This is a genomic window from Streptomyces sp. cg36, assembly GCF_041080675.1.
Taxonomy (GTDB): domain Bacteria; phylum Actinomycetota; class Actinomycetes; order Streptomycetales; family Streptomycetaceae; genus Streptomyces.
In genome coordinates, this window is the sequence record NZ_CP163520.1 from 3,233,456 (window position 1) to 3,258,578 (window position 25,123).

Here is a 25,123-nt window from a genome sequence, read left to right on the forward strand (position 1 = left end):
TTCTCGCCATGGAGCTTCTGTCTGTGAACGTGGGGCGCGCCACGGCCGTCGACTACACCGATGCCGAGGGCGGTGTCACCGGCATCGGCAAGCGGCCGGTGGCGGGGCCGGTGCGCCTCTTCCGGCCCGGCCTCAAGGGGGTGGGGGCCAGCGGGGTCGCGGGCGACGACGTCTGCGACAAGCGCCACCACGGCGGCGAGTACCAGGCCGTCTACGCCTACGCGCGCGAGGACCTCGACGTCTGGGAGAGGGAGCTGGGCCGCGAGCTGCCCGGCGGGATCTTCGGCGAGAACCTCACCACGTACGGGCTGGACATCACCGGCGCCCGGATAGGCGAGCGCTGGCGGATCGGCCCGGACGTGGTCGTGGAGGTCTCCAGCGCGCGCATCCCCTGCCGTACGTTCGCGGGCGCCCTGGACCAGCGGGGGTGGGTGAAGCGGTTCACCCAGGCCGCGGTCCCCGGTGCCTATCTGCGGGTGGTCGAGGAGGGCGAGGTCCGCGCGGGCGACGCCATCGAGGTGGTCCACCGGCCCGACCACGAGGTGTCGGTGGAGTTCTGGTTCCGCGCGTTCACGGTGGAACGGGAGCTGCTGCCGCGCACGCTGGCGGCGGGCGAGGCGATGCCGCCGGAGCGCCACGAGAGCGTGCGCGCGTACCTGGAGCGGCAGGCCGCCCGGCGGGCTTCCTGACCGGACTGCCCGTCACACCGCTGTCATCCCCGGGCACTACCGTGCGCGTATGACGACTGCACTGATTACGGGAGCGACGGCGGGCATCGGTGCCGCGTTCGCACGGCGGCTGGCCACGGACGGGCACGACCTGGTGCTGGTGGCCCGCGACGGCAAGCGGCTGCGGGAGCAGGCCACCGAGCTGCACGACCGGCACGGCGTGGAGGTCGAGGTGCTGGTCGCGGACCTGGCCACGGAGGACGGCATCGCGGGCGTCGAGGCCAGGCTGGCCGAGCGCCGCCAGCCGGTCGACCTGCTGGTCAACAACGCCGGGTTCGGCAACAAGGGCCGCTATCTGGACGTGCCCATGGCCGACGAGCTCAAGATGCTGAAGGTGCACATCGAGGCGGTGCTGCGGCTGACGTCCGCCGCCACCGAGGGGATGCGCGAGCGCGGGCGCGGCGGGGTCGTCAACGTCGCCTCGGTCGCCGCGTTCGTCCCGCGCGGCACCTATGGCGCGTCCAAGTCGTGGGTCGTGCAGTTCACCCAGGGCGCGGCACGCGACCTGGCGGGCTCGGGGGTGCGGCTGATGGCGCTGTGCCCGGGGTTCGTCCGTACGGAGTTCCACCAGCGGGCCGGAATGGGCACCGACAACATCCCCGGCTGGATGTGGCTGGACGCCGACAAGCTGGTCTCCGCGGCGCTCGCCGACCTCTCGCGCGGCAAGTCGCTGTCGATCCCCGACCCGCGCTACAAGACGCTGATGGGCGTGGTGAAGCTGGCGCCGCGCGGGCTGCTGGGCGGCATCACCTCGCGGACGGGCCGCAAGTACGGCCCGAAGTGAGCGACGGGCCGTCGGGGGCCGGTACCCCGACGGCCCCCTCGTCCAGCGTCAGCGCGGCCGTGGCGCCGTCCGCCCAGGTCACCCGGACGGTGTGGCCCTCGATCCGCACCTCGCCGACCAGGTCGCACAGCGGCGCCGGGTGCCGTTCGCCGGTCAGTGAGGCGAGGGCGACGAAGAGGGCCGGGCCGCTGCCGGTCCGCCCGTCGAGGACCGCGACCCGGCTGCGGGGGCCGAACAGGGTGGACCCGGCGGCCACTGCGCGCGCGTGGCCCTCGTATCCGTGCACGGGGTGGAGCTGGGCCGTCAGCGCGCGGTCCGGCCCGGCCCGCTCGTCCGGGCGGGTGACGGCCCACCCCGACTGGCGTACGCGGGTGCCCGCGGGGGCGCCCGTGACCAGATGGGCGCGGACCTCGGCGCGGCCGTGCGCCAGGGTCGCCGAGACGATCCGCACCCCCTTCCAGCCCTCGTCGGCGACCGCGCCCCCGTCGGCCGGCACCGGCCGTGCGGCCGAGGCGGCCCAGTCCGGACCCGTGCCCAGCGGATCGGCCGGGCCGCGCGCGGTGACCGTGCCGTCGGCGCGGACCAGACCGAAGTGGTTGTCACGCACCCCGGCCGGGAGCGGGCCGGTGCGCGTCGAGTACGCGAACCGGGTGTAGTGGGGGTCCTCCGCCGGGCCCGGGTCGCCGTCGGTGCCGTGGTTGTGGAGACGGACCAGGCCGTCCGAAGCGGTGGACTGGAGCAGGCAGTTCGGCGGGCCGAGCGCCACGGCCGCGTCCCGCGTCTCCACCGGCAGCGGCTCCTCCACCGCCGTCCACACCGGATGCCCGGCGGGCAGCAGCAGACCGAGGAACCCCTTCGCCGCCCAGTACGGGGAGGCCGGGCCCGAGTAGCCCTGGACCAGCGGCGGATACGGGCCGTGCCAGCCGGGGGTGAGCAGCCCGCGCCCGTCGGTGGCGCCCCGGCCGGGGGCCCGGTCCATGAAGTACCGCAGCGCGCCGGAGGCGAGGCGGCGGGTGGCGCCGGGGGTGAGCGGGGTGTGGCCGGTGAGCGCGCCGAGCCAGGGGGCCGCGGCGGCGGCGAAGCGGTAGGTGAGGGAGCGTCCGTACGGCAGCGGGGCGCCGTCGGCGCCGAACATCCGGGAGAGCGCTTCGAGATGGCGGTGCAGCCGGGGTCCGTAGCGGTCGAGGAGTTCCCGATCGTCACCCAAATGAGCGTGCAGGACGGGATAGAAGTGGAGGGCCCAGCCGTTGTAGTGGTCGAAGGAGCGGTGGGGGCCGTCGCTGTACCAGCCGTCGCCGAGGTACCACTGGTCGACGTGTTCCAGCGCGCGTTCGATCGTGGCCGAGGCGCGGTCGGTCTCGATTCCGGCGTCCTGGAGGAATCCGGCGACGGTGAGACCGAAGAACCACCAGTTGTTGTCGACCGGCGAGGGTCCGAGGGCGGGCAGCAGCCAGTCGACGACGCGCTGGCGCACGCCGTCGTCCAGCCCGTCCCAGAGCCAGGGCCGGGTCAGCCGCAGCCCCAAGGCGACGGAGGCGGACTCGACGACGGCCTGGCGCACCTCCGCCATCCGCGGCCAGGAGTCGCGGTCGCCGTCCAACTCGCCGGTGGGCAGCGGGTGTTCGGTTCCGGAGGCGAGTCCTTCGGCGTACCGGCCGAGGTGGCCGTGCGGGTCGTCGCCGTGCGCGCCGGCGATCCGGAGCGCGGCCAGCAGCCAGGTGCGGGCATACCCTTCGAGGCCGTCGGAGCGGGGCCCGGACCAGCTGGGCCGCGCCCCGGGGAGATGGATCAGACCGTGGCGCCGGGAGGCGTAGGGGCGTACGGAGAGGAGCAGTTGATCGGCCGACCACTCCCAGTGGTCACGGGTCCAGCCGGTGTACGGGCTGAGCCCGGGGTGCGCGGGCGGTGTCGGCATGATGCTCCCCGGCGGCATGCGGACCGGGCCGAGGCGGCGCGGTCCTGGGCGTGGGCCGGAATCTAGGGCCGCGGCTGATCGAACGTCAATGGATGCTGACTGAATGATCGAAACTGCCGTCGTTCGATCAGGGTGCATTAGGGTCGGGGCCCCGGAACACCGGCCACCACACCGCGAGGGGGACCGCCGCCGTGCGAGAGAGTGCTGCTGAACGTCACGACCGACTGCTGGACCTGGTGCGCCGGCGCGGCTCGGCCCGGGTCTCCGACCTCGCCGGACAGCTGGGGGTCTCCCCCGTCACCGTGCGCCGCGACGTGGAGGCGCTGGCCGGGCGGGGCCTGCTGGACCGGGTGCACGGCAAGGTCTCCTGGCCGCACGCCGAGGGCGGCGCCGGGGTGCCCGCACAAGGCGGGGGCGCCGGGCGGGAGCTGGTGCTCGGCATGATCGCCCCCACCGCCACCTACTACTTCGCCGAGGTCATCCGGGGTGCGCACGAGGCGGCGGCTGCCGCCGGGGCGCGGCTGGTCCTGCGGATCTCGGACTACCGCCCGGGCGAGGACGCGGCGCGCGCGGCCGGGCTGCTGGCCGCGGGGGCCGAGGGGCTGCTGGTCGCGCCGGGCTGGAAGGAGCCGCACGACCCGGCCGAGCACGGACGGTGGATCCACGAACTCCCGGTGCCCACCGTGCTGCTGGAGCGGCGCGGGGTGCCCGGCGGGCCGCTGGACGACCTGGACCGGGTCTGCTCGGACCACGGGCACGGGGTGCTCCTCGCCGTACGGCACCTGACCGGGCTCGGGCACCGGGCGCCGCTCCTGGTGGCGCGGGCCGACAGCCCCACGGCGCTCGCGGTGCGGGCGGGGTACGGACAGGCGCTGGAGGCGCTCGGCCTCACGGCGCCGCACCCGGTGCTCGGTTCGGTCTCGGCGGAGGCCGACCCGGCGGGGTTCGAGGCGGTGGTGCGGGCGCTGGCGGCAGCGGTCGGGAGCGGGGCGGTGACGGCGGCGCTGGTCCACAACGACGTGGACGCGATCCGCATCGCGCAGCGGCTCGGCGAGCTGGGCGTGCGGGTGCCCCGGGACCTGGCGCTGGTGGCGTACGACGACGAGGTGGCGGCGCTGGCCGACACCCCGCTGACGGCGGTGGCCCCGCCCAAGCACGAGGTGGGGCGGTACGCGGCGCGGCTGCTGGTCGAGCGGCTGCGGGCGGCGGGCCCGGGCGGGCCGGGCGAGGAGCCGCGCCGCCATGTGGACCTGCTGCCGAGGCTGCGGGTGCGGTCCTCGTGCGGGGCGCCGGGCCCCTCGGCCGGGGTCCGGGCGCGCGCCTCGGCGGCGACGGCGCCGGTCCCGGACCGGGGCACCGCGGAGGTGGTCTGAACCCCAAGGCCATCCCGCCCTCAGATCGATCATTTTTCGATCATTCGAACTTTCGCTCTTGACTTCGGTCGGGGCCGGCTCAAGGATCGCGGCCATCGCCTCGTCCCCTGACGTTCAGGAGCCTTCCCGTGAGCCGCAGTTGGACCAGATCGACAGCCGCCGCCGTCTCCGTCGCCACCGCTCTCGCCCTGCTCGCGGGGTGCGGGGGCGGTGACGACTCGGCGGGCGGGGACGGCAAGGGCACCGCCGCGAAGCCCGTGAGCCTGACCTTCTGGGCCTGGCAGAAGGGGTCGAAGGACGTCGTCGACGCCTTCAACGCCTCGCACCCGGGCATCCGCGTGAAGTTCGAGGAGATACCGTCCGGCAACGCGGGCGGCTACGCCAAGATCTCCAACGCGGTCAAGGCGGGCAACGCCCCGGACCTGGTCGCCGTCGAGTACCCGATGCTCCCCGAGTTCGTCAGCCAGGGCGCGCTCCAGGACATCGGGAAGTACCTGACGGACGACGTGAGGAAGAAGTTCCTGCCGCAGGCGGTCGACCTGACCACCCTGGGCGGCCGGAGCTGGGCCGTCCCCTTCGACGCCGCGCCCCAGACGTACTTCTACCGCAAGGACTTCTTCGCCCGGAACCACATCGAGGTGCCCAAGACCTGGGCCGAGTTCCGCACCGCCGCCGAGCGGGCCAAGCGGGCGGATCCGAAGGCGCGGATCGCCACGTTCATGCCGGACGACCCGACCACCTTCGAAGCGATGGCCTGGCAGGCCGGGGCCCAGTGGTTCAAGGCCGAGGGCGACACCTGGAAGATCGGCACCACGGACGCCGCCACCACCAGGGTCGCCGACTACTGGCAGGGCCTGCTCGACGACAAGCTGGTGCAGACGGCCGCCTCCTTCAGCCCGGAGTGGACCGCCGCCCTCAAGGACGGCTCGACCGTCGGCTACCTCGGCGCGTCCTGGGGCGCGGGCGTCCTGAAGTCGACGCTGCCCGACCAGAGCGGCAAGTGGGGCGTCGCCCCCGTCCCGACGTGGGACGGAAAGCCCGCGAGCGGCATGCTCGGCGGCTCCACCTGGGCGGTGACCAAGGACAGCCGGAAGGGCGCGGCGGCGGTCGAGTTCGCCACCTGGATGTCGACCACCCGGGAGGGGATCAAGGCCCGGATCGCGCCCGGCACTTCGAGCGCCTTCCCCGCCGATCCCGCCCTGCGCCCGGCCGCCGCGCAGGCGTTCGACGCCGGGTTCTACGGCGGCCAGGACATCTACCGGCTCTTCGACGCGGCCGGGGCGTCCATCAACCCGGCCTGGAGCTGGGGCCCGACCACCGGGACCACCAACACCACGCTCAAGGACCGGTTCGGCAAGGTCTCCGGCGGCTCGGTGACGATCGCCGACGCGGTGCGGGCCGCCCACGACGCCACGGTGGCCGAGCTGAAGAGGCGCGGCCTGAAGGTCGAGGGCTGAGGGCATGGCGGCCGACGCCCGCCCCGCCCGCGCCCCACACCCGGCCCGCGCCGCACGCCTCACTCGCGCCGCGCACACACCCCGACCGGCCCGCACCGCACGCCTCACTCGCCCCACCCGCGCCCCACACCCCACCCGGCGGCGGGCCGGCGGCGCCGCCGGTGTGCTGCTGGCTCCCTTCTTCGTGCTGTTCACCGCCGTGACCGTGGTGCCCATCGGGTACGCGGTGTGGCTCAGCCTGTTCACCGAGAAGCAGTCCGGGCTGGGGTTCGGCGGGGCCGAGACCGTGTTCAGCGGGCTCGACAACTACACGGCGGCACTGGGCGACCGGGCCTTCCGCGAGGGCTTCTGGGTCCTGCTCGGCTACTGCGTCTGCTACGTCCCGCTGATGGTCGCCGGTGCGCTCGCCCTCGCCCTGCTGCTCGACTCGGGGCTGGCGCGGGCCCGCCGCTTCTTCCAGCTCGCGCTCTTCCTGCCGCATGCCGTGCCGGGCATCATCGCCGCGCTGATCTGGGTGTATCTCTACACACCCGGGCTCAGCCCGGTCGTGTCGGCGATGCGCTCCGGCGGCATCGGCTTCAGCTTCTTCTCCGCCGACGGCGCCCTCCCCTCCGTGGTCAACATCGCGCTGTGGGAGTGGCTCGGCTACAACGTGGTGATCTTCTACGCGGCGCTCCAGGCCATCGACCGGTCCGTCCTGGAGGCGGCCACGGTGGACGGCGCGGGCGCCTGGCGCACCGCGTTCGCCATCAAGGTGCCGCTGATCCGGGCCTCGTTGGGGATGGTCACGCTCTTCACCGTCATCGGCTCGCTCCAGCTGTTCACCGAGCCGCTGATCCTCAACCAGGGCTCCGGCTCGGCGGTCACCTCCACCTGGACCCCCAACATGTACGCCTACACGGCCGCCTTCGCCCGCAACGACTACGGGCTCGCCGCGGCCTCGGCCGTACTCCTCGCCCTGACGGCGGCGCTGCTCTCGTTCGCCGTCACCCGCCTCACCACCCGGAAGGGGGCGCGGGCATGACGTCCCCGGCCACCACGATCGCGGGCACCGGCCCCGCCGGCCCGGCCCGGCCCCGTACCCCGGGCACCGAAGCGGCGTCAGCGGCCCCGCGCCCCGGGCGCTGGCTGTCGAAGGCCGCGGTCAACGGCGCGCTGCTGCTCTCCGTCGGCTACACGCTCTTCCCCCTCGTCTGGCTGGTCACCGCCGCCACCAAGGACACCGGCGGGCTGCTCGCCGGTGACGCCTTCTCCCCCGCGTCCCTGCGCGACGGCTTCGACCTCGGCCCCAACCTGTCGCGGCTGGCGTCCTACAACGACGGCGTCTACTTCCGCTGGTACCTCAACTCCCTGCTGTACGCGGGCGTGGGCGCCGCGCTCTGCGCGCTGATCAGCGTCGCCGCGGGATACGCCTTCGACAAGTACGACTTCCGGGGCAAGGAGAGGCTGTTCGCGGTGGTGCTGCTCGGCGTCCTCGTGCCGTCGACCGCGCTGGCGCTGCCGATGTACCTGCTGGCCAGCAGGACCGGGCTGGTCAACACCTACTGGTCGGTGCTGATCCCCGTCCTGGTGAACCCGTTCGGCGTGTACCTCTCGCGGGTGTTCTGCGCGAGTCACATCCCCGACGAGGCGCTGGAGGCGGCCCGGATCGACGGGGCCGGGGAGCTGCGCGCCTTCTGGTCGATCGGGCTGCGGATGGTCATGCCCGGGTTCGTGACCGTGTTCCTCTTCCAGTTCACCGCGATCTGGAACAACTTCTTCCTCCCCCTCGTGATGCTCTCGGACCAGAAGATCTTCCCGTTGAGCCTGGGCCTGTACGCGTGGAACTCCAACACGCACGCCGAGCCCGCCTTCTACCCCCTCGTCGTCACCGGCTCCCTCCTCGCCGTCGTCCCCCTCGTCGTCGCCTTCGTCGCCCTCCAGCGGCACTGGAAGGCCGGTCTCACGGCGGGCAGCGTCAAGTGACCGGCCGGCCGGACACCCGGTTATCCCTGGACAACGCCCCCGTGAGGAGCCCGAGTTCCACCATGCACCACACCACTGACAACCGCCCCTCGGCCCTGCTCGCCATGGGCCCCGGGATCGCCGGACGCCTCCTCGCCGAGCGGCACCGCGCCCGCCTCACCGCCCTCACCCGTACCGATCCGCGGCTCGTGGCCCATGAGCTCCGCGCCCCCGCGCCCCCGGTGGCGGACGCGCTGGCGCGGGCCGAAGTGCTGCTGACCTGCTGGGGAGCGCCCCCGCTGACCGCCGAGGTGCTGGCCGCGGCGCCCCGGCTGCGGGCCGTGGTGCACGCCGCCGGGTCAGTCAAGCACCACATCACCGAGGCGTGCTGGGAGCGGGGCATCGCGGTGTCCTCGGCGGCCTCGGCCAACGCCCTGCCGGTCGCCGAGTACACGCTGGCCGCGATCCTCTTCGCCGGGAAGCGGGTGCTGACCGCCGCCCGGCGGTACGCGGAGCTGCGCGCCCCGCACGACTGGCTGGCCGAGACGGAGGGCACCGGGAACTACCGCCGCACGGTCGGCCTGGTCGGCGCCTCGCGGATCGGCCGCCGGGTGATCGAGCTGCTGCGGCCCCTCGACTTCCGGGTGCTGCTGCACGACCCGTACGTGGACCCGGCCGAGGCGGGCCGGCTGGGCGTGGAGGCGGTCGCGCTGGACGAGCTGTGCGCCCGCAGCAGCGTCGTCTCCGTCCACGCGCCGCAGCTCCCGGCCACGGAGCGGATGATCGGCGCGCGCCAGCTCGCCGCGATGCCCGACGGGGCGACCCTGATCAACACCGCGCGCGGCTCCCTGGTGGACGAGGAGGCCCTGCTCGGGGAGCTGCTGTCCGGGCGGCTGTACGCCGTACTGGACGTCACCGAACCGGAACTGCCGCCCCGCGAGAGCCCGTTGTACGACCTGCCGAACGTGCTCCTGACCCCGCACATCGCCGGGTCCCTCGGCAACGAGCTGCACCGGATGGCGGATCTGGCGCTGGACGAGGTGGAGCGGTTCGCGGCCGGGCGCCCGTTCGCGGACCCGGTCCACCCGGCGGCCCTGGGCCACTCGGCCTGAGCCGCCCGCCCCGGACGAGGAACGGCCGGACGCGAAACGGCCGGACGCGAAACGGCCGTATGCGGAACGGCCGGACGCGGAACTCCCCGTACGGAAGGGCCCCGCGCCGGAAAGCCCCGTACGGGAAACGGAAAGGGCCCCTGTCCACCGTCTCCGGTGAACAGGGGCCCCTCCTCGTCGTCCTTACGGCGGCGTCCTCACGGACGCCGGCGCGTCACCACGTCAGTGGCTGTGACCGTGACCGTGGCCGTGACCGGCCTCGGCCTCCTCCTCGGCCGGCTTCTCGACGACCAGGGTCTCGGTCGTGAGCAGCAGGGAGGCGATGGAGGCGGCGTTCTCCAGGGCGGAGCGGGTGACCTTGACCGGGTCGATGACGCCGGCCTTGACCAGGTCGCCGTACTCGCCGGTGGCGGCGTTGAAGCCGTTGCCCTTCTCCAGCTCCGCCACCTTCGAGGTGATGACGTAGCCCTCGAGGCCGGCGTTCTCGGCGATCCAGCGCAGCGGCTCGACGGCGGCGCGCTTGACGACCGCGACACCCGTGGCCTCGTCGCCGGTCTTGTCGAGGTTGCCCTCCAGGACCTTGACGGCGTGGACGAGCGCGGAGCCACCACCGGAGACGATGCCCTCCTCGACCGCGGCGCGGGTCGCGGAGATGGCGTCCTCCAGACGGTGCTTCTTCTCCTTCAGCTCCACCTCGGTGGCGGCGCCGACCTTGATCACGCACACGCCGCCGGCGAGCTTCGCGAGGCGCTCCTGGAGCTTCTCGCGGTCCCAGTCGGAGTCCGTGGACTCGATCTCGGCCTTGATCTGCGCGACGCGGCCGACCACGTCCTCGCTGTTGCCGCCGCCGTCGACGATCGTGGTGTCGTCCTTGGTGACGGTGACGCGGCGGGCGGAGCCCAGCACGTCCAGACCGGCCTGGTCGAGCTTGAGGCCGACCTCCTCGGCGATGACGGTGGCACCGGTGAGGGTGGCCATGTCCTGCAGCATCGCCTTGCGGCGGTCGCCGAAGCCCGGGGCCTTGACGGCCACGGCGTTGAACGTGCCGCGGATCTTGTTGACGACGAGGGTGGAGAGGGCCTCGCCCTCGACGTCCTCGGCGATGATCAGGAGCGGCTTGGAAGCGCCGGCCTGGATGACCTTCTCCAGCAGCGGCAGCAGGTCCTGGATCGAGGAGATCTTGCCCTGGTTGATCAGGATGTACGGGTCGTCGAGGACGGCCTCCATACGCTCCTGGTCGGAGACCATGTACGGCGAGAGGTAGCCCTTGTCGAAGGCCATGCCCTCGGTGAACTCCAGCTCCAGGCCGAAGGTGTTGGACTCCTCGACGGTGATGACACCGTCCTTGCCGACCTTGTCCATCGCCTCGGCGATGAGCTCGCCGACCTGGGCGTCCTGCGCGGAGAGCGCGGCCACGGCGGCGATGTCCGACTTGTCGTCGATCGGACGGGCGGTGGCGAGGAGCTCCTCCGACACGGCCTTGACGGCGGCGTCGATGCCCTTCTTCAGGGCGGCCGGGGAGGCGCCGGCGGCGACGTTGCGCAGACCCTCGCGGACCAGCGCCTGGGCCAGCACGGTGGCGGTGGTGGTGCCGTCACCCGCGATGTCGTTGGTCTTGGTCGCCACCTCCTTCACCAGCTGGGCGCCCAGGTTCTCGTACGGGTCGTCGAGCTCGACCTCGCGGGCGATCGTCACACCGTCGTTGGTGATGGTGGGGGCGCCGAACTTCTTGTCGATGACGACATTGCGGCCCTTGGGGCCGATCGTCACCTTCACGGTGTCGGCAAGCTTGTTGACGCCGCGCTCAAGGGCGCGACGGGCGTCCTCGTCGAACTTCAGGATCTTCGCCATGGGAGCGGTTCAGCCCTCTCGAAAATTCGGGTGATACGAAACTGCGCCCCGGGCCGCCCGGCAGTCAGCAGGGTGGCCAGGGGCGCAGCTCACGAAGCATTCGCTTCGAGGTGAATTACTTCTCGATGATCGCGAGCACGTCGCGGGCCGAGAGGACGAGGTACTCCTCGCCGTTGTACTTCACCTCGGTGCCGCCGTACTTGCTGTACAGCACGACATCGCCGACGGTGACGTCGAGCTCGACGCGCTTTCCGTCCTCGATGCGGCCCGGGCCCACGGCCAGGACGACGCCCTCCTGGGGCTTCTCCTTGGCGGTGTCCGGAATGACCAGGCCGGAGGCCGTGGTCTGCTCGGCGTCGAGCGGCTGGACCACAATGCGGTCCTCAAGCGGCTTGATGGCAACCTTGGAGCTGGCGGTCGTCACGATCCGACCTCCCCCTTCGGAGATCTCACGGGGTTAACTGTCTGAGGTGGCGACCAGGTGGATCCGTCGTCGCGGGTGCCGGACCTGCCCGTCGCTGTGTTGGCACTCTCCGGTGGGGAGTGCCAGAGCCGAGACTAGGACGGCGATTAGCACTCGGTCAAGCGGAGTGCCAAGCCGAAGGCCGTGGCGGCCGGATTTCGCAGGTACGCGCGCCAAGCGCGAGGAACGCGCGGACGCCGGATTCACCCATCCGGTTCGTCCGCGCCCCTGTGGAGTTCGCGACAGGGGCGGCCGTGGCAGAACCCTCGCCACCCGGGCGAAAAGGTTCATATCCTCGGACCGATGAGGACCATCCGATGAGGACGACGCCCGCGGACCCGGCGCCGGAGGTCGGCGGCACCCCGCCGTCGGCGCCGCCCGGCCCCGGCCGCGCCCTCGCCTCCGTCCGGCGGCGCACCGAGGCGCTGCTGCTCGCGCTGGTCGTGCTGGTCGCGGTCGGCGGGCACGCGTGCGTGTCGGTGGCGCTGACCGGCGGCGTGCCGCGCGCCACCGCCGAGTTCGCGGTCAGCATGACGCTGATGGCGCTGGCCGCCCATCTGACCGTGCGCCGCTTCGCCCCGTACGCGGACCCGCTGATCCTGCCCGTGGCGATGCTCCTGTCGGGGCTCGGCCTGGTGCTGCTCTACCGGCTCGACCCGGCGTACGCGAGGGCGTACCACTCGGCGCCGACCGCGTCGGGGCAGCTGGTGTGGACGGTGATCGGGCTGGCGGGCTGTCTGGCGACGGTGGCGCTGCTGCGCGACCACCGGCGGCTGACCCGCTACATCTACGTGTCGATGGCCGTGGCGCTGGTCCTGCTGATGGCGCCGTCCTTCTTCGGGGCGGACACCTACGGCGCCAAGCGGTGGATCTACCTCGGCCCGTTCTCGCTCCAGCCCGGCGAGTTCGTGAAGATCATGATCACGGTGTTCTTCGCGGGCTATCTGGTCGTCCACCGCGACTCACTGGCCCTGACCGGCCGCAAGGTCCTGGGCGTACGGCTGCCGCCGGGCCGCCAGATGGCCCCGCTGGTGGCGATCTGGGTGCTGAGCCTGCTGGTGCTGGTCTTCGAACGCGACCTGGGCACCTCGCTGATCTTCTTCGGGCTCTTCGTGGTCATGCTGTACGTGGCGACCGAGCGCACCAGCTGGATCGTCTGCGGCGTACTGATGGCGGCGGTCGGGGCGTACGTCGTCGGCTCGACCGAGCCGCACGTCAAAGGCCGGATCGTGGCCTGGCTGCACCCCTTCGACGTGTTCCTGCCGCCGGAGAAGCGCCCGCCGGGCCTGGTCTCCGACCAGCTGGCGCAGGGCCTGTTCAGCTTCGGCAGCGGCGGCCTGACCGGCACCGGCCTCGGCAACGGCCACCCCGAGCTGGTCGGCTTCGCGGGCCGCAGCGACTTCATCCTGACCACCGTCGGGGAGGAGCTGGGGCTGGCCGGGGTGATGGCCGTGCTGCTGCTGTACGGGCTGCTGGTGGAGCGGGGGCTGCGCACGGCCCTGGCGGCCCACGACGCCTTCGGCAAGCTGCTGGCCACCGGGCTGGCGGCGGCGCTCGCGCTCCAGGTGTTCGTGGTGGTCGGCGGGGTCACCGGGCTGATCCCGCTCACCGGCAAGGCGCTGCCGTTCCTGGCCAAGGGCGGCTCGTCGCTGGTGGCGAACTGGGTGATGGTCGCGCTGCTGATCCGCGTCAGCGACAGCGCGGGCCGCCGGGCGGCCCAGCCGTCACCACCGTCCCCGTAGCCACCGCGCCCGCGTGCCGGGCGCCGCCGGGCCGAAGCCGCCGGCAAGGTCCGCGAGGCGCGCCCTAGACGTAGTCCTCCAGCCGCGCCACCGTGAAGCCTTGTTCCTGGATGCGGCGCAGCAGGCGGGCGGTGCGCACGGCCGGGGTGCCCGGGCCCGCGCAGTGGGCGAGGACGATGTCCCCGGAGCGCAGCCGGCCGCCCTCGCGGTAGCGCAGCACGTCGCCGCGCGGCGAGGCGGCGGCCCGCCACAGCACCATCGACCGCACCCCGCAGGAACGCGCCGCCCGTACCGTGTCGGCGTTGTAGGCACCGGCCGGCGGGCGGAAGAGCCGGGGCCGCGCCCCGCGCCCGCAGATCTCCGCGCGCTGCCCGTCGTACGACAGCTCCCGCAGGTCGGCGGTGCGGCCCGGGCGGGCGAAGGTGGAGACCGGCAGCTCCAGTTCGCTGACCATCCGGCGCAGCGAGGGGTCCTCGACGGCGTTGTCGTACGTCAGGAAGACGACCCGGTCCCGCTCCGGGAGCGGCACCCGGTCCACCACGAACGGCAGCGCGGGGCGGCGCGCGGGCGGCCGGGGGGCCGGGGCCAGCGGTCCGGCCAGGCCCCAGCGGCGGGCGGTGGCCTCCCGGCCGCCGCCGCGGGGGACGACCTTGGACGCGGCCTTGCGGCCGAGCCGCTCGAACGGTTCGACGGACTGCGCGCAGCCCGCCGTGCCGAGCAGCCCCGCCACGAGCGCACCGGCCGCCAGCAGACCGGCCAGCCGCCGGTGCGCGTGTCTCATACGTAGTCCTCCAGCCTGGCCACCGCGTACCCCTTGTCGGTGATGACCTTCATGACCTGCCGGATCATGTCGGGCATGGTGCCCTTCCAGTCCTCGCGGCCCCGGAAGTGGGTGAGGACGATGTCACCGGGGTGCAGGTCGCGGTCCCACTCGCGCCACTCCATGTGATCGGGAAACGCCTCGGCGGCCCACAAGGGCACGGCCTTGATGCCGCACGACCGGGCGGCGCGCAGGGAGTCCTCGTTGTAGTTGCCGTACGGCGGCCGGAAGAGCCGGGGCCGCTGACCCGCCCACTTCGCGATCTTGTCCTGCTGGTCGCAGATCTCGTGCTTCTGCTCCGCGTACGAAAGGGCGGGCAGATAGCGGTGGTTGAGGGTGTGGTTGTTGAGGGTGACGCCCAGGCCCTGCATCCGCTTGAAGTACGGGTAGTCGGTGCGCACCAGGTAGTCGCTGAGGAACGCGCTGTAGGGGATGCGCAGCTCCTTCATCATCGTGAGCAGCTCCGGGTCCTTCTCGGCGCCGTCGTCGATGGTGAGGAAGACGATCCGGTCCTTGGTCGGCACGGTGGTGAAGACCGGCGGCAGCGCGTCGCCGCCGTCCGTCTCGAAGCCGGGCCGGTTGGTGATCCTCGGCTTCACGGCGGGTGGCGCGGGCGGGGCCAGCGGCACCTTGGCCAGCTTCCACTTCTTGGCGGCGGCGACCCGGGCGGCCTGCGCCCGCTTGAGCTGCGCGGAGTAGCCGGCCAGGGCGCGGGCGGCGCCGTCGCGGTATGCCTGCGGCCCGGCGGCGGCCCTGCCGCCGTGGTGGCCGGGGGCCGGGTCCTCGGCGGCGCACCCGGAGGCGAGCGCGACGGCGACGAGTCCGGTGAGCCCGGCGAGCAGGGGCCGGAAATTTCCCTTTTGTCGTACAAGCTGCATGCCGCCGCATCCTGTCAGCGAGCGGGCCGATCACCGGGGCGACACCCGCCGCGGAACGCGCGCCGTCCCCCACCTGGCCCACAATGGGGCAGGTGAACGACCTCGACACCTTCCGCGCCCTGCTCGCCCCCGAAGGCCGGGCCCTGCTGGACTCGCTGCGCGACTACGACCCCGGCCAGGAGCTGGCCGTCGCGACCCGGCTGCGGCGCGCCCACGCGCCCGGGCTGGTCTCGGCGGCGCTCGCCCAGGCGCGGCTGCGGCAGCGGGCGGTGGCGAAGTTCGGCGCCGAGGACGCGTACCGGATGTTCTTCACGCCCAACGGGGTCGAGCAGTCCACCCGCGCCTCGGTGGCCGCGTACCGCGCGCGGGTGTTCGCCTCGCACGGGGTGCGCGGGGTCGCCGACCTGTGCTGCGGCATCGGCGGCGACGCGCTGGCGCTGGCCCGGGCGGGCATCGCCGTCCTCGCGGTGGACCGCGACGAGCTCACGGCCGAGGTCGCCCGCGCGAACGCGGCGGCGCTGGGCCTGGCCGAGCTGATCGAGGTGCGGTGCGCGGACGTGACGGACGTGGACACCTCGGGGTGGGACGCGGTGTTCGTGGACCCGGCGCGGCGGGGCGGGCGCGGCCGGATCTTCGACCCGGAGGCGTACTCGCCGCCGCTGTCGTGGGCGGTCGGCGCGGCCCTGAAGGCCCCCTTCGCGGCCCTCAAGATCGCCCCCGGCATCCCCCACGAGTCGCTGCCGCCGCAGGCCGAGGCGGAGTGGATCTCGGACGGGGGCGACGTGAAGGAGGCCGTGCTGTGGTTCGGGGGGCGGGCGGGCGGCGACGAGGCGGGCGCGGGGCGGGCGTCCGCCGAGTACGGCACCCGCCGTGCCGCCCTCGCCCCCGGGGCGGTGCGGGCCACCCTGCTGCCCGCGCACGCCTCCCTGTGGACGGCCGCGCCCCTGCCCGCGCCGCCGGTCGGCCCGGTCGGCCGGTACCTGTACGAGCCGGACGGCGCGGTGATCCGCGCGCACCTGGTCGCCGAGATCGCGGCGGCGAGCGGCGGCCGGCTGATCGACGAGACCATCGCGTACGTGACCGGCGACGAGCCGTACGCGTCGCCCTTCGCCACCGCGTACGAGATCACCGACGAGCTCCCCTTCAACATGAAGAAGCTGAAGGCGCTGCTGCGCGAGCGCGAGGTCGGGGTGCTCACCGTGAAGAAGCGCGGCTCCGCGGTCGAACCGGAGGAGCTGCGGCGCAAGATGAAACTTCAGGGCCGCAACGCGGCCACCGTGTTCCTGACCCGGGTGGCGGGCGCCCCCACGATGCTGGTCGGACGGCCCGTCCCGGCACCGTAACCATCGTCACATTCCCTCCACTTTGCAACTGCGGCCATGTCCGAGGGCGTTGTTAGGCTTCGGGAAAACCGAGCGGGGGGCGGGAGATGGGGACGGAGCCGGGCGGCAGCAGACCCGACCTCGGGGTGCCCGAGGACGACGGGCTGACGAAGCTCGCCGAGGACCTGGACGAGATGCGGCGCCATCTCGACGGCCAGGTGCGGCGGATGGACGGGATCGTCGACCGGATCGAGGCGGGCTGGCGCGGCCCGGCCGCCTCGGCCTACCGGGACCTGCACCGGGGCGCGGCCAGGGACGCGGTGCGCATCCGCGAGGTGATCCAGGTCATCGAGGAGGCCGTCCGGCTCAGCCGGGACGGGTTCAGCGAGCAGGACATGGAGGTGCTGGCGCGGATGCGGGAGATCCAGGACCACATCGACGTGGCGGCCCAGGCCGACGCGCTCCAGGCGCCGGAGCCGGGACCGCGCAGCAGCATCAGCGATCTGTGACAGCCCGCCGGTCCGCCGGCGGTTCGGGGGAATGGACATACGGATGCCCGACGACGACCGCATAGCCGTGAGCCTCACCGCCCTGCGTGAGCTCGCCGCCGAGCTGGAGGAGATCCTCAAGCAGCTCAACGAGAAGCTGGGCGCGCTCTACGACCGTACCGAGAAGGTCGTCCTGACCTGGGACGGCGCCGCCCGGGAGGCGTTCGTGGACGAGCTCGACCGCTGGGACCGCGACATGCGGGACCTCCAGGCCCGCCAAGCCTGGCTCCACGAGGTGGTCACCACCGGCCACGCCAACTACGCGGCGGCCCACCGGGCGGTGCTGCGCGGCTGGGGGGCGGTCTGATGGCGGGTCCCGCCCCGGCCCCGCCGGGCGGCGCGAACGGCACGATCGACGTCAAGCCGACGGACCTGCACCGGGTCTCCGGCGGTGTGGCGAGCCAGCAGGTCATGTTCGACAAGGCCGCCAAGGACCTGCTGCCCAAGCTCCACAAGTACCCGGACGCGGGCGGCTACGGCACCGCGCCCCAGGCGTTCGCGGCGGCCTACGTCGACGTGGGCAACCGCTTCCTGGAGGTGTGGGCCAAGGCCGTGGAGAGCGTGGGCGGCGCCGCCGTCGGCTTCACCACGACCGCCAACAACTACGCGAAGGCGGACGCGGCGGCGCACCCGGGCGGCCCGCCGCCGGTGACCCAGCCGCTGCCGCACGTCATCGACAAGGCGCCCTCCTACGGCCACGTCCCCAATCTGAAGTGGGGCGACGACGACGGTGGCGACGACTTCCTGCGTTCGATCCTGGAGGCGGTCCCGGGGCCGGTCCGGGACGTCCTGCGGCCGGTGGTCAAGCACGCCTTCCGGATGGGCAAGGTCGCCGACGTCTATCCGTTCCCGCAGCAGCACTATCTGAACTCGCTGTCCAAGGCGTGGATGGCGATGACGATGAGCCTGTCCATGACGGAGAGCGCGCTCACCGGCCTGGTCGGCTCCATCACCCAGCAGACCAACAGCGAGTGGCACGACGCCATGCGGCAGTTCTGCAGTTCGCTGTGGGGCACCAAGGCGTGGGGCCAGTCGACGGCCGGTTACGAGTGGAAGCACGACTCGGCGGCGGCGCAGACCGCCTCGCACCCCGTGATGACGGTGCTGTTCGACACCGCGCAGAAGGTCAGCGACCTGCTGTACCAGTTCGCCGAGGCCGCCGTGTACATCAACCACGAGGTGCACGAGGTCTACATGCAGGCGGTGCGCGACGCGCTCCCCAAGATCGACGTCGACTTCCGGGACGGGGTCAGCGCCAAGGAGGTCGTGGGCCTGTTCAAGGGCGTCGTGAAGGGCGTCGCCAAGGGCGCGGTCCAGCTCGGCGAGGGCATCGTCCTGGAGATGGACACGAACAAGCTCAACTCCATCGTCACCACCTACAACGGCAAGGTCGACGCGCTCACCCCGAAGCTCAGGGAGCTGATGGCGGCGCTCGACGAGGCGCATCTGAGCGCGCCCACGTTCCACGCCGAGGAGGCCAGGGCGGAGGGGTTCGGCGCCCGCGCGCTCCAGGACTTCAAGGACGAGCACCACTTCGCCGTCCCCGGCGAGGACCCCAAGAACATCTACTATCCGATCGACCTGGCGAGCCAGGAGGGCATCCACGGCAGCCATCCGATCGACCGGCACGTCGGCATGACGGACGAGCAGCTCGCCCAGCGGCTGCGCGACCAGGGCAACGCGCCCGCCGCGTCCTCGTTCAAGGACCTGGCGTCGGCCCAGAAGTTCACCCAGGCCGCGCTCAACGACCACGCCAATGCGATCCGCATCGACGAATGGCTGCAAGGGGTGGAGCGGCGCAAGCGCAACAACCCCAATTGGGACCCCAACAACTCGTCGATCCAGCCCGCCATCAAGTTCACGTTCACCGAGGACACCGGCCGCACGATTACCCGTGCCGACTATGATGCACACGGCATGGGCGCCTCGGCCGCCAATACGAAATCGGTGCAGGTGGCGCTGAAGTACAAGGAGGGGATGGACCCTCCGTTCGTCGTCGTCACCTCCATGCCGATCCCCTAGCGCCGACCCCCTCACAGCGAAGGCAGCAGTCACGTGCAGTCGAACACGGCGGCCCTGTTCACCAGCGGCCCGCTGGCACACCTCCTCGACCTGGCCCTGCGGGTGCAGTCGTCGGGCGGCGCGCTCTCCCTCGACGACGAGGTCCGGCGGTACGTCCGGGTGACCGGCACCCCGGGCGCGGGCGGCGCCGAGTGCCCGGCCCGCGCCGGGGCGGCCCTGCTCGACCTCGTCGGCGACCTCCTCGCGGACGGCGCCCCCGTCACCGTCCCCGGGGAATTCCGGCAGAAACTCGCACGGGCGGCGGAAGGCACCGGCGAGGCCGAATACCTGCATACGCTCGCGGGAATCGTGCGCGTTCTGGACGGCGGTCCGCCCGCCGAGTACGACGAACTCCCGATGAACGGCTGGGAGGCCGGTGAGGTCTTTCCCCATCTCTGTGGATTCACGGTCCATCTGACCGACGATCTGGAATCCGCGACATTCGCCGACGCGGTGCGTTCCCACCTCGCCGCCGAGCATCCGTTCTGCGGGCAGTCGGTGGCGCCGCTGGCCGCCGAGGCGCAGCGCGCGCTCGTCCTCTTCCCCGACGGCTCCTCCCAGCGGGAGAACCTGCTGCCCACGATCCCCTGGGTCTCGCCGGACGCGCTGCGCGAACTGCTGCGGACCGTGGACGAGCACCTGCTGGGAGAGCACGCGTGAGCCCCGAGGAGAAGAGCGCGCCGGTCCGCAACCGCGTCGCCACCTACCCCGACCGGCAGACCGCCCAGTGGGCGACCCAGCACGTGGTGACCGCCAACGAGCAGACCGTCCACCGCTGGCTGGCCCGGTCCACCCGGCAGCGGCTGACGATCGAGGCGGCCTGGCCCTCGCGCGCCGAGCCGGTCGGGCGCGTACTGGTCCAGGCCATGCTGCTGGCCGGCCGCGACCCGGTGGACGTCCGCGCCGCCCGGGTGGTCCTGAGGCGCAGCGACACCGCCCCGCACGGCTTCACCGTCCACGCCACCTTCCCCGTCTACCTCTGAAGGCGCGCCCGATGTCCCTCAAGCCGCTCGACCACGACCGCAAGTACGGCGAGCTGGACCAGGTCGTCCGCGCCTATCTGGGGCGGTCCGCCGACGACACCCCCGAGCGGCGGAGCGAGGCGCTGGACGCCTATCTGCGCCACACCTGGCACACCCGCCCCTGGGCGCTCGCCGTCGCCGAGTCGCAGCTGCGCGAGTACGCGAAGAACCCGCCGGGCAGGCTGCGGCAGCGGCTGGGCGAGTTCTATCCGGTGCCGGACGTCGGCCTGCCCGACGCCGGGATCCAGGAGTGGCTGGTGACGCTGGCCGACCACATCCGGGCGAGCGTGGAGTTCGGCGACGTGCCCGCGCCCTCGGCGCCCGCCACCCACTGGGAGTGGCACGCGCGCTTCCCGGAGCTGGGCCAGCTCCTAGGCGGCTGGTTCGGCCAGGACATGCCCGACGAGTTCGCCGGCCACGAGGCGGCCCTGGACGACTACCGGGCCACCACCGACCGCACGCTCGTGGCCCGGGCCGCCGGCGAGGCGGCCGAACTGCTCACCCTGCGCCTCGACGAGGGCGCGTACGCCGAAGCCCTGGCCGAGCTCGGCATGGAGGTCGATCCGCCCGCTCCCCTCGGGCCCGCCGCCTGGCTCGCGTCCGTCGCGGACCGGCTGGCTACGCCAGGTCGGTGAGCTCCTCCGCGTAGACCTGGGAGAGCGGCTGGGGGCCCACGTACTGCTGGCAGTTGCACTGGCCCGCCTCGAAGCGGACCGGCTTCTTGGACTCGTCCCAGGCCACCGGGACCTCGACCCGCTCATGGCACTTGCCCTGCTTGTCGTGCTTGGCCAGATGGTGGGTGCAGCCGCAGACGGGCTCCGGCGGGCGCTGGGCGGCCTCCAGGGCCAGCCGCTCCTGGCGGGACGCCTCCAGCCGTTCCAGACCGCGTTCGTGGCGGGTGCGCAGGGCGGTGCGGAAGGTGTCGGCCGCCCAGCCGAAGCCGCCCATCCAGAAGACGATGAGGACCCACCAGTACCATTCCATGCCGCGCCTCTTCCCCCTGGCCGCCCGCCCGGGCACTGTGCCGCCGGGCGCCGCGTACGTACGTTCAGGATAGGCGCGCGGGGGCCGTCAGCCGTAGCGCCCAGCGGCGGTGGGCCAGGGCCTTGCCGACGGCGATCAGGCCGGTGAGCCAGCAGACCAGGCCGAGGCCCATGCCCAGGACCACCGTGCCGTAGGTGTCGGCGCCGGGCCGCGCGCCCGCCGGGACGGTCACGCACGCGTACAGGCCGATCGCGCACATCAGGGCGCCCGGCAGCAGCCACGCCAGGAACAGGCCGGGGGCGCGCCGGCGCGCGTCCGTGGCCGGGTGGCGGTCCAACGCGGCCCACTGCGCGAGCAGTTGGCGCATCCGGGCGTCCTTGCGCAGGCCCGCCACGATGGCGACGGCGGTCGGGACGAGCGTGGCCACGCCGATCACCAGGCAGACCATGCCGAAGAGCACCGACAGCGCGTCCAGCGACTCCAGGAAGGCGATCACCGCCGTCCCCACGAACGACCAGCCGGTGCCCAGCAGCACCGCCCACCCCCAGTGCGCCGCGATCCGGCCCCGCCCCAACTGCCGTACCAGCAGGTCGTCCAGGACGGCCGCGCGGTCCGCGAGCAGGGCGTCCCGGTCCGGCCAGGTCCGGATGCCGACCGGGGGCGGGGGCGGCGGAAGGGGCGTGCGCGGTGACATGAGCACGAGGTTACCGGCGCCCGCCGGGCCCCCCGGCACCCCGTCCGGCGACCGACCGAAACAGGCCCTGAACCGCACCTTTTCGTAAGTACGCACCTAAAAGTGGGTACTTGTGGCGCCCTGGCGGCGCCGCCGAGACTCGGAGACATCGACACCCCACCCCTTGAGGAGAGTTCACGATGAGTTCCGTCGCGGTCGTCGGTCTGGGAGCCATGGGCGGCGCGCTGGCCCGGACGCTGCTGGCCGCCGGTCACCCCACCACCGTCTGGAACCGCACCCCCGCCAAGGCGGACCCGCTGGTCGCACTGGGCGCCCGGCGCGCGGCCACGGCCGAGGAGGCCGCCGGTGCCGCCGAATTGGTGGTCTTCTGCCTGCTCGGGTACGCGGACGTGCACGCCCTGCTGGACACGGCGGGCCCGGCGCTGCGCGGGCGCGTGGTGGTCAACCTGACCAACGGGTCGCCGCAGGAGGCCCGCGAACTCGGCGACCGGGTAAGGGCGCTGGGCGCCGACTACGTCGACGGCGGCATCATGGCCGTCCCGGCGATGATCGGCGGCCCCCACGCGTTCGTGCTCTACAGCGGCGCCACCGACGCCTTCGAGGCGCACCGCACGGCGCTGGAGGCGCTGGGCCGCGCGGTCCACCTCGGCGAGGACCCGGGGCTCGCCCCGCTCTACGACCTGTCGCTGCTCAGCGGGATGTACGGGATGTTCGCCGGGTTCCTCCAGGCCGCGGCGCTGGTGCGGTCGGCGGGCGAGGACGTCGACGCGTTCACCGCCACCCTGCTCGTGCCGTGGCTGCGCGCCATGACGGACGGGCTGCCCGCGATGGCGGCCCAGATGGCGCAGGGCGAGTACACCTCGACCGGGTCCAGCCTCGCCATGCAGGTCGTCGCCCACCACTCGCTCACCGACGTCGGCGCGGCCCAGGGCGTGGGCACCGAACTGCTCGCCCCGCTCTTCGACCTGATGCGCCGCCGGGTGGCGGACGGGCACGGCGCGGACGACCTGGCGAGCGTGGTGGAGCTGCTGCACCGCGGGTGAGCGGGCGCTCCGGCGCCGTGAGGCCGGCGGGGTGCGCGGTCTTCGCCCTCTCGGCGACCGGCGGGAGCCCGGCGGGGCCGGGCCCCGGCGCCCGCCGGCTCAGTTGGCGTCGTAGGCGGCCCGCAGCACCGCCACGTCCAGCTTCTTCATCCCCAGCAGGGCGGCCATGACCCGGTCGGCCGCCGCCGGACCGCCCGAGGTGAGCAGCTCGCGCAGCTCGCGCGGGACGATCTGCCAGGACAGGCCGTACTTGTCCTTGAGCCAGCCGCACGGGCCCGGCTCGCCGCCGTCGGCGGTGAGCGCCGACCACAGGGCGTCGATCTCCTCCTGCGAGTCGCAGTCGACGGCGAGCGAGACCGACTCGTTGAAGGACCAGCCCTGCGGGCCGCCGTTGAGCGCGGTGTACTGCTGTCCGTACAGCTCGAAGACGACGGTCAGGACCGAGCCGGTGCGGCCCGGCGCCGACTCCGTGCAGTGCGTGGTCTCGACGATCCGCGCGTCGCCGCCGAAGACGGAGACGTAGTGGCGGGCCGCTTCCTCGGCCTGGTCGTCGAACCACAGGAAGGGCGTGATCTTCTGTGCGGGCTTCGCGGGCTGTGCGGACATGGCTGCTGCCTCACTCTCGGCCGCCCTCCGGCGCCGTTGCCGGGGGCACTGAAGGGTAGACCCGCGCGGCGCGGCGAACTCATCGCCCGGCGCGCGCCCGCAGCAGCGCCCGCTCCCGCTCGTTGCGGGTCAGCCCCGCCGCCCGGGCGAACTCGGCGCGCGCCTCGTCCCGGCGGCCCAGCCGTTCCAGCAGGTCGCCCCGGACGCTGGGCAGCAGGTGGTAGCCGCTCAGGGCGTCGTCGGCGGCCAGCGCGTCCACGATCGCCAGCGCCCGCTCGGGCCCCTCGGCCATGGACACCGCGACCGCCCGGTTGAGCTCCACCACCGGCGAGGGGGCGATCGCGGCGAGCCGCGCGTAGAGCACGGCGATGGCCGCCCAGTCGGTGTCCTCGTAGGTGGCGGCCCGCGCGTGGCAGGCGGCGATGGCGGCCTGGAGCGCGTACGGGCCGGGGGCGCCGCCGAGCTCGCCCGCCCGGGTCAGCGCCGCGAACCCGCGCGCGATCAGCAGCCGGTTCCAGCGGGAGCGCCGCTGGTCGGCGAGGAGCACCGGCGCCCCGGCCGCGTCCGTGCGCGCCGCGGTCCGGGACGCCTGGAGCTCCAGGAGCGCGGCCAGCGCGTGCGCCTCGGGCTCCTTGGGCATCAGCCCGGCCAGCAGCCGGGCGAGCCTCAGCGCGTCCTCGCACAGCGCCGGGCGCACCAGGTCGTCGCCGGCGGTCGCCGAGTAGCCCTCGTTGAAGATCAGGTAGACGACTTCGAGCACGGAGGCGAGCCGGGCCGCCCGCTCCGGCCCGTACGGCACCTCGAACTCCACGCCCGCCTGCGCCAGGGTGCGCTTGGCCCGCGAGATGCGCTGGGCGACGGTCGGCTCCCGGGCCAGGAACGCCCGGGCGATCTCGTCCGTGGTCAACCCGCCCAGCAGCCGCAGCGTCAGGGCGATCCGCGCCTCGGTGGAGAGCACGGGGTGGCAGGCGGTGAAGATCAGCCGGACCAGGTCGTCGTCGATGGCGTCCGGGTCCTCGGCGGACGCGAACTCCGGCTCGTGGGCCGCCTCGTCGTGGTCGCGGCCGAGCTCGGCGAGCTTGCGCGCGTACGTCTCGCGCCGCCGCACCAGGTCGACGGCCCGGTGCCGGGCGGTGGCCATCAGCCAGGCGCCCGGGTTGTCCGGGACGCCGGTGACCGGCCACCGCTCCAGCGCGGCGACGAGCGCGTCCTGCGCCAGCTCCTCGGCGATGCCGACGTCCCGCACCACCCGGGCGACGGCGGCGATGATCCGCGCGGACTCGATCCGGAAGACGGCCTCGACCGCGTTCTGTTCGGTGCTCACGGGCATTCATCAGAGCACCCGCGCGGCACGGCGGCAATCGGCGGCCGGGCGTGCCGCGGGCGGCGGTCCGGGGCGGAGGGGGCTCAGCCCTCGACGATCTCGCGGATCTCCGAGGTGACCGTCCAGTGCTCCTCGTGGATCGTCAGGAACCGCTTGGTCCACTCCAGCACCTCGTCCCGGTCCTTGCACTGGAGCATGGCGTAGCCGCCGACGACCTCCTTGGACTCGGTGAAGGGGCCGTCGGTGGTGGACAGCTTCCCGCCGGACCAGGTGACCCGGGTGCCCTGGGCGGTGGGGGTGAGACCGGCGGTGTCCAGCAGGACCCCCGCCTTGGTCATCTCCTCGATCAGGCTGCCCATCCGCTGCATCAGCTCGGGGCTGGGGCCCTCGGCGGGGGCGTTGTTCTCGTCGACGCGGATCATCGTCAGGTAGCGCGGCACGGTGTGCTCCTC

The 25,123-nt window shown here is 73.2% G+C and carries 26 protein-coding genes; 16 read left to right on the forward strand and 10 right to left on the reverse strand.

Translation table 11 applies throughout. The features are described 5' to 3' along the window. Positions 1–8: 8 nt before the first annotated feature. On the forward strand, positions 9–689 hold the full coding sequence (locus AB5J87_RS14230; protein WP_369376956.1) for an MOSC domain-containing protein: 681 nt from the start codon (positions 9–11) through the stop codon (positions 687–689). Between the two features lie 49 nt (positions 690–738). Beyond that, complete coding sequence (locus AB5J87_RS14235; RefSeq protein ID WP_369376958.1) at positions 739–1,512, forward strand: SDR family NAD(P)-dependent oxidoreductase; 774 nt, start codon at positions 739–741, stop codon at positions 1,510–1,512. Here the strand turns inward: AB5J87_RS14235 and AB5J87_RS14240 are convergent. Then, positions 1,475–3,427: a DUF2264 domain-containing protein gene (locus AB5J87_RS14240; RefSeq protein WP_369376960.1), complete on the reverse strand. Its 1,953-nt coding sequence runs from the start codon at positions 3,425–3,427 to the stop codon at positions 1,475–1,477. The two genes, AB5J87_RS14235 and AB5J87_RS14240, sit on opposite strands and share 38 nt — an antisense overlap. A 191-nt stretch (positions 3,428–3,618) precedes the next feature. On the opposite strand from AB5J87_RS14240, the gene AB5J87_RS14245 reads away from it, so the two are divergent. From AB5J87_RS14245 to AB5J87_RS14265, 5 genes are all read left to right on the forward strand, one after another. Continuing rightward, positions 3,619–4,800 carry a substrate-binding domain-containing protein gene (locus tag AB5J87_RS14245; protein WP_369376962.1) on the forward strand — a complete coding sequence of 394 codons (1,182 nt, stop codon included), beginning with the start codon at positions 3,619–3,621 and terminating at the stop codon, positions 4,798–4,800. Between the two features lie 128 nt (positions 4,801–4,928). Further along, a complete protein-coding gene (locus AB5J87_RS14250; RefSeq protein ID WP_369376964.1) occupies positions 4,929–6,257 on the forward strand; it encodes an ABC transporter substrate-binding protein in 1,329 nt (442 codons plus the stop codon). A 4-nt stretch (positions 6,258–6,261) separates the two neighbouring features. Next, on the forward strand, positions 6,262–7,281 hold the full coding sequence (locus AB5J87_RS14255; RefSeq protein ID WP_369376965.1) for a carbohydrate ABC transporter permease: 1,020 nt from the start codon (positions 6,262–6,264) through the stop codon (positions 7,279–7,281). Then, on the forward strand, positions 7,278–8,222 hold the full coding sequence (locus tag AB5J87_RS14260; RefSeq protein ID WP_369376966.1) for a carbohydrate ABC transporter permease: 945 nt from the start codon (positions 7,278–7,280) through the stop codon (positions 8,220–8,222). Before AB5J87_RS14255 ends, AB5J87_RS14260 begins: the two co-directional genes overlap by 4 nt. Positions 8,223–8,284: 62 nt before the next feature. After that, positions 8,285–9,313 carry a hydroxyacid dehydrogenase gene (locus tag AB5J87_RS14265; protein ID WP_369376967.1) on the forward strand — a complete coding sequence of 343 codons (1,029 nt, stop codon included), beginning with the start codon at positions 8,285–8,287 and terminating at the stop codon, positions 9,311–9,313. 222 nt (positions 9,314–9,535) lie between these two features. Here the strand turns inward: AB5J87_RS14265 and groL are convergent, their stop codons facing one another. Together groL and groES are read right to left on the reverse strand one after the other, a co-directional pair. After that, the gene (groL, locus tag AB5J87_RS14270) at positions 9,536–11,164 is read right to left on the reverse strand and encodes a chaperonin GroEL (RefSeq protein ID WP_369376968.1); all 1,629 of its coding nucleotides are present in this window, start codon (positions 11,162–11,164) and stop codon (positions 9,536–9,538) included. Between the two features lie 115 nt (positions 11,165–11,279). Then, entirely contained in the window at positions 11,280–11,588 is a 309-nt protein-coding gene (gene groES, locus AB5J87_RS14275; protein ID WP_369376969.1) for a co-chaperone GroES, read from the reverse strand. Between the two features lie 356 nt (positions 11,589–11,944). Between groES and AB5J87_RS14280 the strand changes: the two genes are divergently transcribed. Continuing rightward, positions 11,945–13,369, forward strand: coding sequence for an FtsW/RodA/SpoVE family cell cycle protein (locus tag AB5J87_RS14280; RefSeq protein ID WP_369376970.1), 1,425 nt, complete (start codon positions 11,945–11,947; stop codon positions 13,367–13,369). A gap of 64 nt (positions 13,370–13,433) precedes the next feature. Here the strand turns inward: AB5J87_RS14280 and AB5J87_RS14285 are convergent, their stop codons facing one another. Both AB5J87_RS14285 and AB5J87_RS14290 read right to left on the reverse strand, forming a co-directional pair. Continuing rightward, positions 13,434–14,150 carry a hypothetical protein gene (locus AB5J87_RS14285; RefSeq protein ID WP_369376972.1) on the reverse strand — a complete coding sequence of 239 codons (717 nt, stop codon included), beginning with the start codon at positions 14,148–14,150 and terminating at the stop codon, positions 13,434–13,436. Next, the gene (locus AB5J87_RS14290; protein WP_369376974.1) at positions 14,147–15,067 is read right to left on the reverse strand and encodes a polysaccharide deacetylase family protein; all 921 of its coding nucleotides are present in this window, start codon (positions 15,065–15,067) and stop codon (positions 14,147–14,149) included. Before AB5J87_RS14290 ends, AB5J87_RS14285 begins: the two co-directional genes overlap by 4 nt. Positions 15,068–15,159: 92 nt before the next feature. Here AB5J87_RS14290 and AB5J87_RS14295 point away from each other — a divergent pair, with 92 nt between their 5' ends. The 7 genes from AB5J87_RS14295 (at position 15,160) to AB5J87_RS14325 (ending at position 20,655) form a co-directional block, all read left to right on the forward strand. Continuing rightward, positions 15,160–16,410 carry a methyltransferase domain-containing protein gene (locus AB5J87_RS14295; RefSeq protein ID WP_369376975.1) on the forward strand — a complete coding sequence of 417 codons (1,251 nt, stop codon included), beginning with the start codon at positions 15,160–15,162 and terminating at the stop codon, positions 16,408–16,410. A gap of 86 nt (positions 16,411–16,496) precedes the next feature. Continuing rightward, positions 16,497–16,898, forward strand: a complete 402-nt coding sequence (locus AB5J87_RS14300) for a WXG100 family type VII secretion target (RefSeq protein WP_369376976.1) — start codon at positions 16,497–16,499, stop codon at positions 16,896–16,898. 43 nt (positions 16,899–16,941) lie between these two features. Further along, on the forward strand, positions 16,942–17,244 hold the full coding sequence (locus AB5J87_RS14305) for a WXG100 family type VII secretion target (protein WP_369376977.1): 303 nt from the start codon (positions 16,942–16,944) through the stop codon (positions 17,242–17,244). Further along, the gene (locus AB5J87_RS14310; protein ID WP_369376978.1) at positions 17,244–18,959 is read left to right on the forward strand and encodes an RNase A-like domain-containing protein; all 1,716 of its coding nucleotides are present in this window, start codon (positions 17,244–17,246) and stop codon (positions 18,957–18,959) included. Before AB5J87_RS14305 ends, AB5J87_RS14310 begins: the two co-directional genes overlap by 1 nt. A 33-nt stretch (positions 18,960–18,992) precedes the next feature. After that, positions 18,993–19,658 (forward strand): hypothetical protein, encoded by a 666-nt coding sequence (locus AB5J87_RS14315; protein WP_369376979.1) that lies wholly within the window; start codon positions 18,993–18,995, stop codon positions 19,656–19,658. After that, entirely contained in the window at positions 19,655–19,981 is a 327-nt protein-coding gene (locus AB5J87_RS14320; protein WP_369376981.1) for an RNase A-like domain-containing protein, read from the forward strand. Before AB5J87_RS14315 ends, AB5J87_RS14320 begins: the two co-directional genes overlap by 4 nt. Before the next feature lie 11 nt (positions 19,982–19,992). Next, positions 19,993–20,655, forward strand: a complete 663-nt coding sequence (locus tag AB5J87_RS14325) for a contact-dependent growth inhibition system immunity protein (protein ID WP_369376982.1) — start codon at positions 19,993–19,995, stop codon at positions 20,653–20,655. Here the strand turns inward: AB5J87_RS14325 and AB5J87_RS14330 are convergent. After that, on the reverse strand, positions 20,639–21,004 hold the full coding sequence (locus AB5J87_RS14330; RefSeq protein ID WP_369376984.1) for a hypothetical protein: 366 nt from the start codon (positions 21,002–21,004) through the stop codon (positions 20,639–20,641). The genes AB5J87_RS14325 and AB5J87_RS14330 overlap by 17 nt on opposite strands. Before the next feature lie 64 nt (positions 21,005–21,068). After that, positions 21,069–21,698, reverse strand: a complete 630-nt coding sequence (locus AB5J87_RS14335) for a hypothetical protein (protein ID WP_369376985.1) — start codon at positions 21,696–21,698, stop codon at positions 21,069–21,071. Between the two features lie 179 nt (positions 21,699–21,877). Between AB5J87_RS14335 and AB5J87_RS14340 the strand changes: the two genes are divergently transcribed. Beyond that, a complete protein-coding gene (locus AB5J87_RS14340) occupies positions 21,878–22,741 on the forward strand; it encodes an NAD(P)-dependent oxidoreductase (RefSeq protein WP_369376987.1) in 864 nt (287 codons plus the stop codon). 99 nt (positions 22,742–22,840) lie between these two features. Here AB5J87_RS14340 and AB5J87_RS14345 read toward each other — a convergent pair whose 3' ends face one another. The 3 genes from AB5J87_RS14345 to AB5J87_RS14355 all read right to left on the reverse strand — a co-directional run bounded on the left by AB5J87_RS14345 (position 22,841) and on the right by AB5J87_RS14355 (position 25,111). Continuing rightward, positions 22,841–23,347, reverse strand: a complete 507-nt coding sequence (locus AB5J87_RS14345) for a VOC family protein (protein WP_369376988.1) — start codon at positions 23,345–23,347, stop codon at positions 22,841–22,843. Between the two features lie 79 nt (positions 23,348–23,426). Then, positions 23,427–24,677 carry an RNA polymerase sigma factor gene (locus AB5J87_RS14350; protein ID WP_369376989.1) on the reverse strand — a complete coding sequence of 417 codons (1,251 nt, stop codon included), beginning with the start codon at positions 24,675–24,677 and terminating at the stop codon, positions 23,427–23,429. A 77-nt stretch (positions 24,678–24,754) separates the two neighbouring features. Further along, positions 24,755–25,111: a YciI family protein gene (locus AB5J87_RS14355; RefSeq protein ID WP_369376991.1), complete on the reverse strand. Its 357-nt coding sequence runs from the start codon at positions 25,109–25,111 to the stop codon at positions 24,755–24,757. Positions 25,112–25,123 lie beyond the last annotated feature (12 nt).

Coding starts and splice junctions, on each gene's coding strand:
- AB5J87_RS14230 (WP_369376956.1), top strand. CDS start 9: ATGGAGCTTCTGTCTGTGAACGTGGGGCGCGCCACGGCCGTCGACTAC.
- AB5J87_RS14235 (WP_369376958.1), top strand. CDS start 739: ATGACGACTGCACTGATTACGGGAGCGACGGCGGGCATCGGTGCCGCG.
- AB5J87_RS14240 (WP_369376960.1), bottom strand. CDS start 3,427: ATGCCGACACCGCCCGCGCACCCCGGGCTCAGCCCGTACACCGGCTGG.
- AB5J87_RS14255 (WP_369376965.1), top strand. CDS start 6,262: ATGGCGGCCGACGCCCGCCCCGCCCGCGCCCCACACCCGGCCCGCGCC.
- AB5J87_RS14260 (WP_369376966.1), top strand. CDS start 7,278: ATGACGTCCCCGGCCACCACGATCGCGGGCACCGGCCCCGCCGGCCCG.
- AB5J87_RS14265 (WP_369376967.1), top strand. CDS start 8,285: ATGCACCACACCACTGACAACCGCCCCTCGGCCCTGCTCGCCATGGGC.
- groL (WP_369376968.1), bottom strand. CDS start 11,164: ATGGCGAAGATCCTGAAGTTCGACGAGGACGCCCGTCGCGCCCTTGAG.
- AB5J87_RS14280 (WP_369376970.1), top strand. CDS start 11,945: ATGAGGACGACGCCCGCGGACCCGGCGCCGGAGGTCGGCGGCACCCCG.
- AB5J87_RS14285 (WP_369376972.1), bottom strand. CDS start 14,150: ATGAGACACGCGCACCGGCGGCTGGCCGGTCTGCTGGCGGCCGGTGCG.
- AB5J87_RS14290 (WP_369376974.1), bottom strand. CDS start 15,067: ATGCAGCTTGTACGACAAAAGGGAAATTTCCGGCCCCTGCTCGCCGGG.
- AB5J87_RS14300 (WP_369376976.1), top strand. CDS start 16,497: ATGGGGACGGAGCCGGGCGGCAGCAGACCCGACCTCGGGGTGCCCGAG.
- AB5J87_RS14305 (WP_369376977.1), top strand. CDS start 16,942: ATGCCCGACGACGACCGCATAGCCGTGAGCCTCACCGCCCTGCGTGAG.
- AB5J87_RS14310 (WP_369376978.1), top strand. CDS start 17,244: ATGGCGGGTCCCGCCCCGGCCCCGCCGGGCGGCGCGAACGGCACGATC.
- AB5J87_RS14325 (WP_369376982.1), top strand. CDS start 19,993: ATGTCCCTCAAGCCGCTCGACCACGACCGCAAGTACGGCGAGCTGGAC.
- AB5J87_RS14330 (WP_369376984.1), bottom strand. CDS start 21,004: ATGGAATGGTACTGGTGGGTCCTCATCGTCTTCTGGATGGGCGGCTTC.
- AB5J87_RS14335 (WP_369376985.1), bottom strand. CDS start 21,698: ATGTCACCGCGCACGCCCCTTCCGCCGCCCCCGCCCCCGGTCGGCATC.
- AB5J87_RS14340 (WP_369376987.1), top strand. CDS start 21,878: ATGAGTTCCGTCGCGGTCGTCGGTCTGGGAGCCATGGGCGGCGCGCTG.
- AB5J87_RS14345 (WP_369376988.1), bottom strand. CDS start 23,347: ATGTCCGCACAGCCCGCGAAGCCCGCACAGAAGATCACGCCCTTCCTG.
- AB5J87_RS14350 (WP_369376989.1), bottom strand. CDS start 24,677: ATGCCCGTGAGCACCGAACAGAACGCGGTCGAGGCCGTCTTCCGGATC.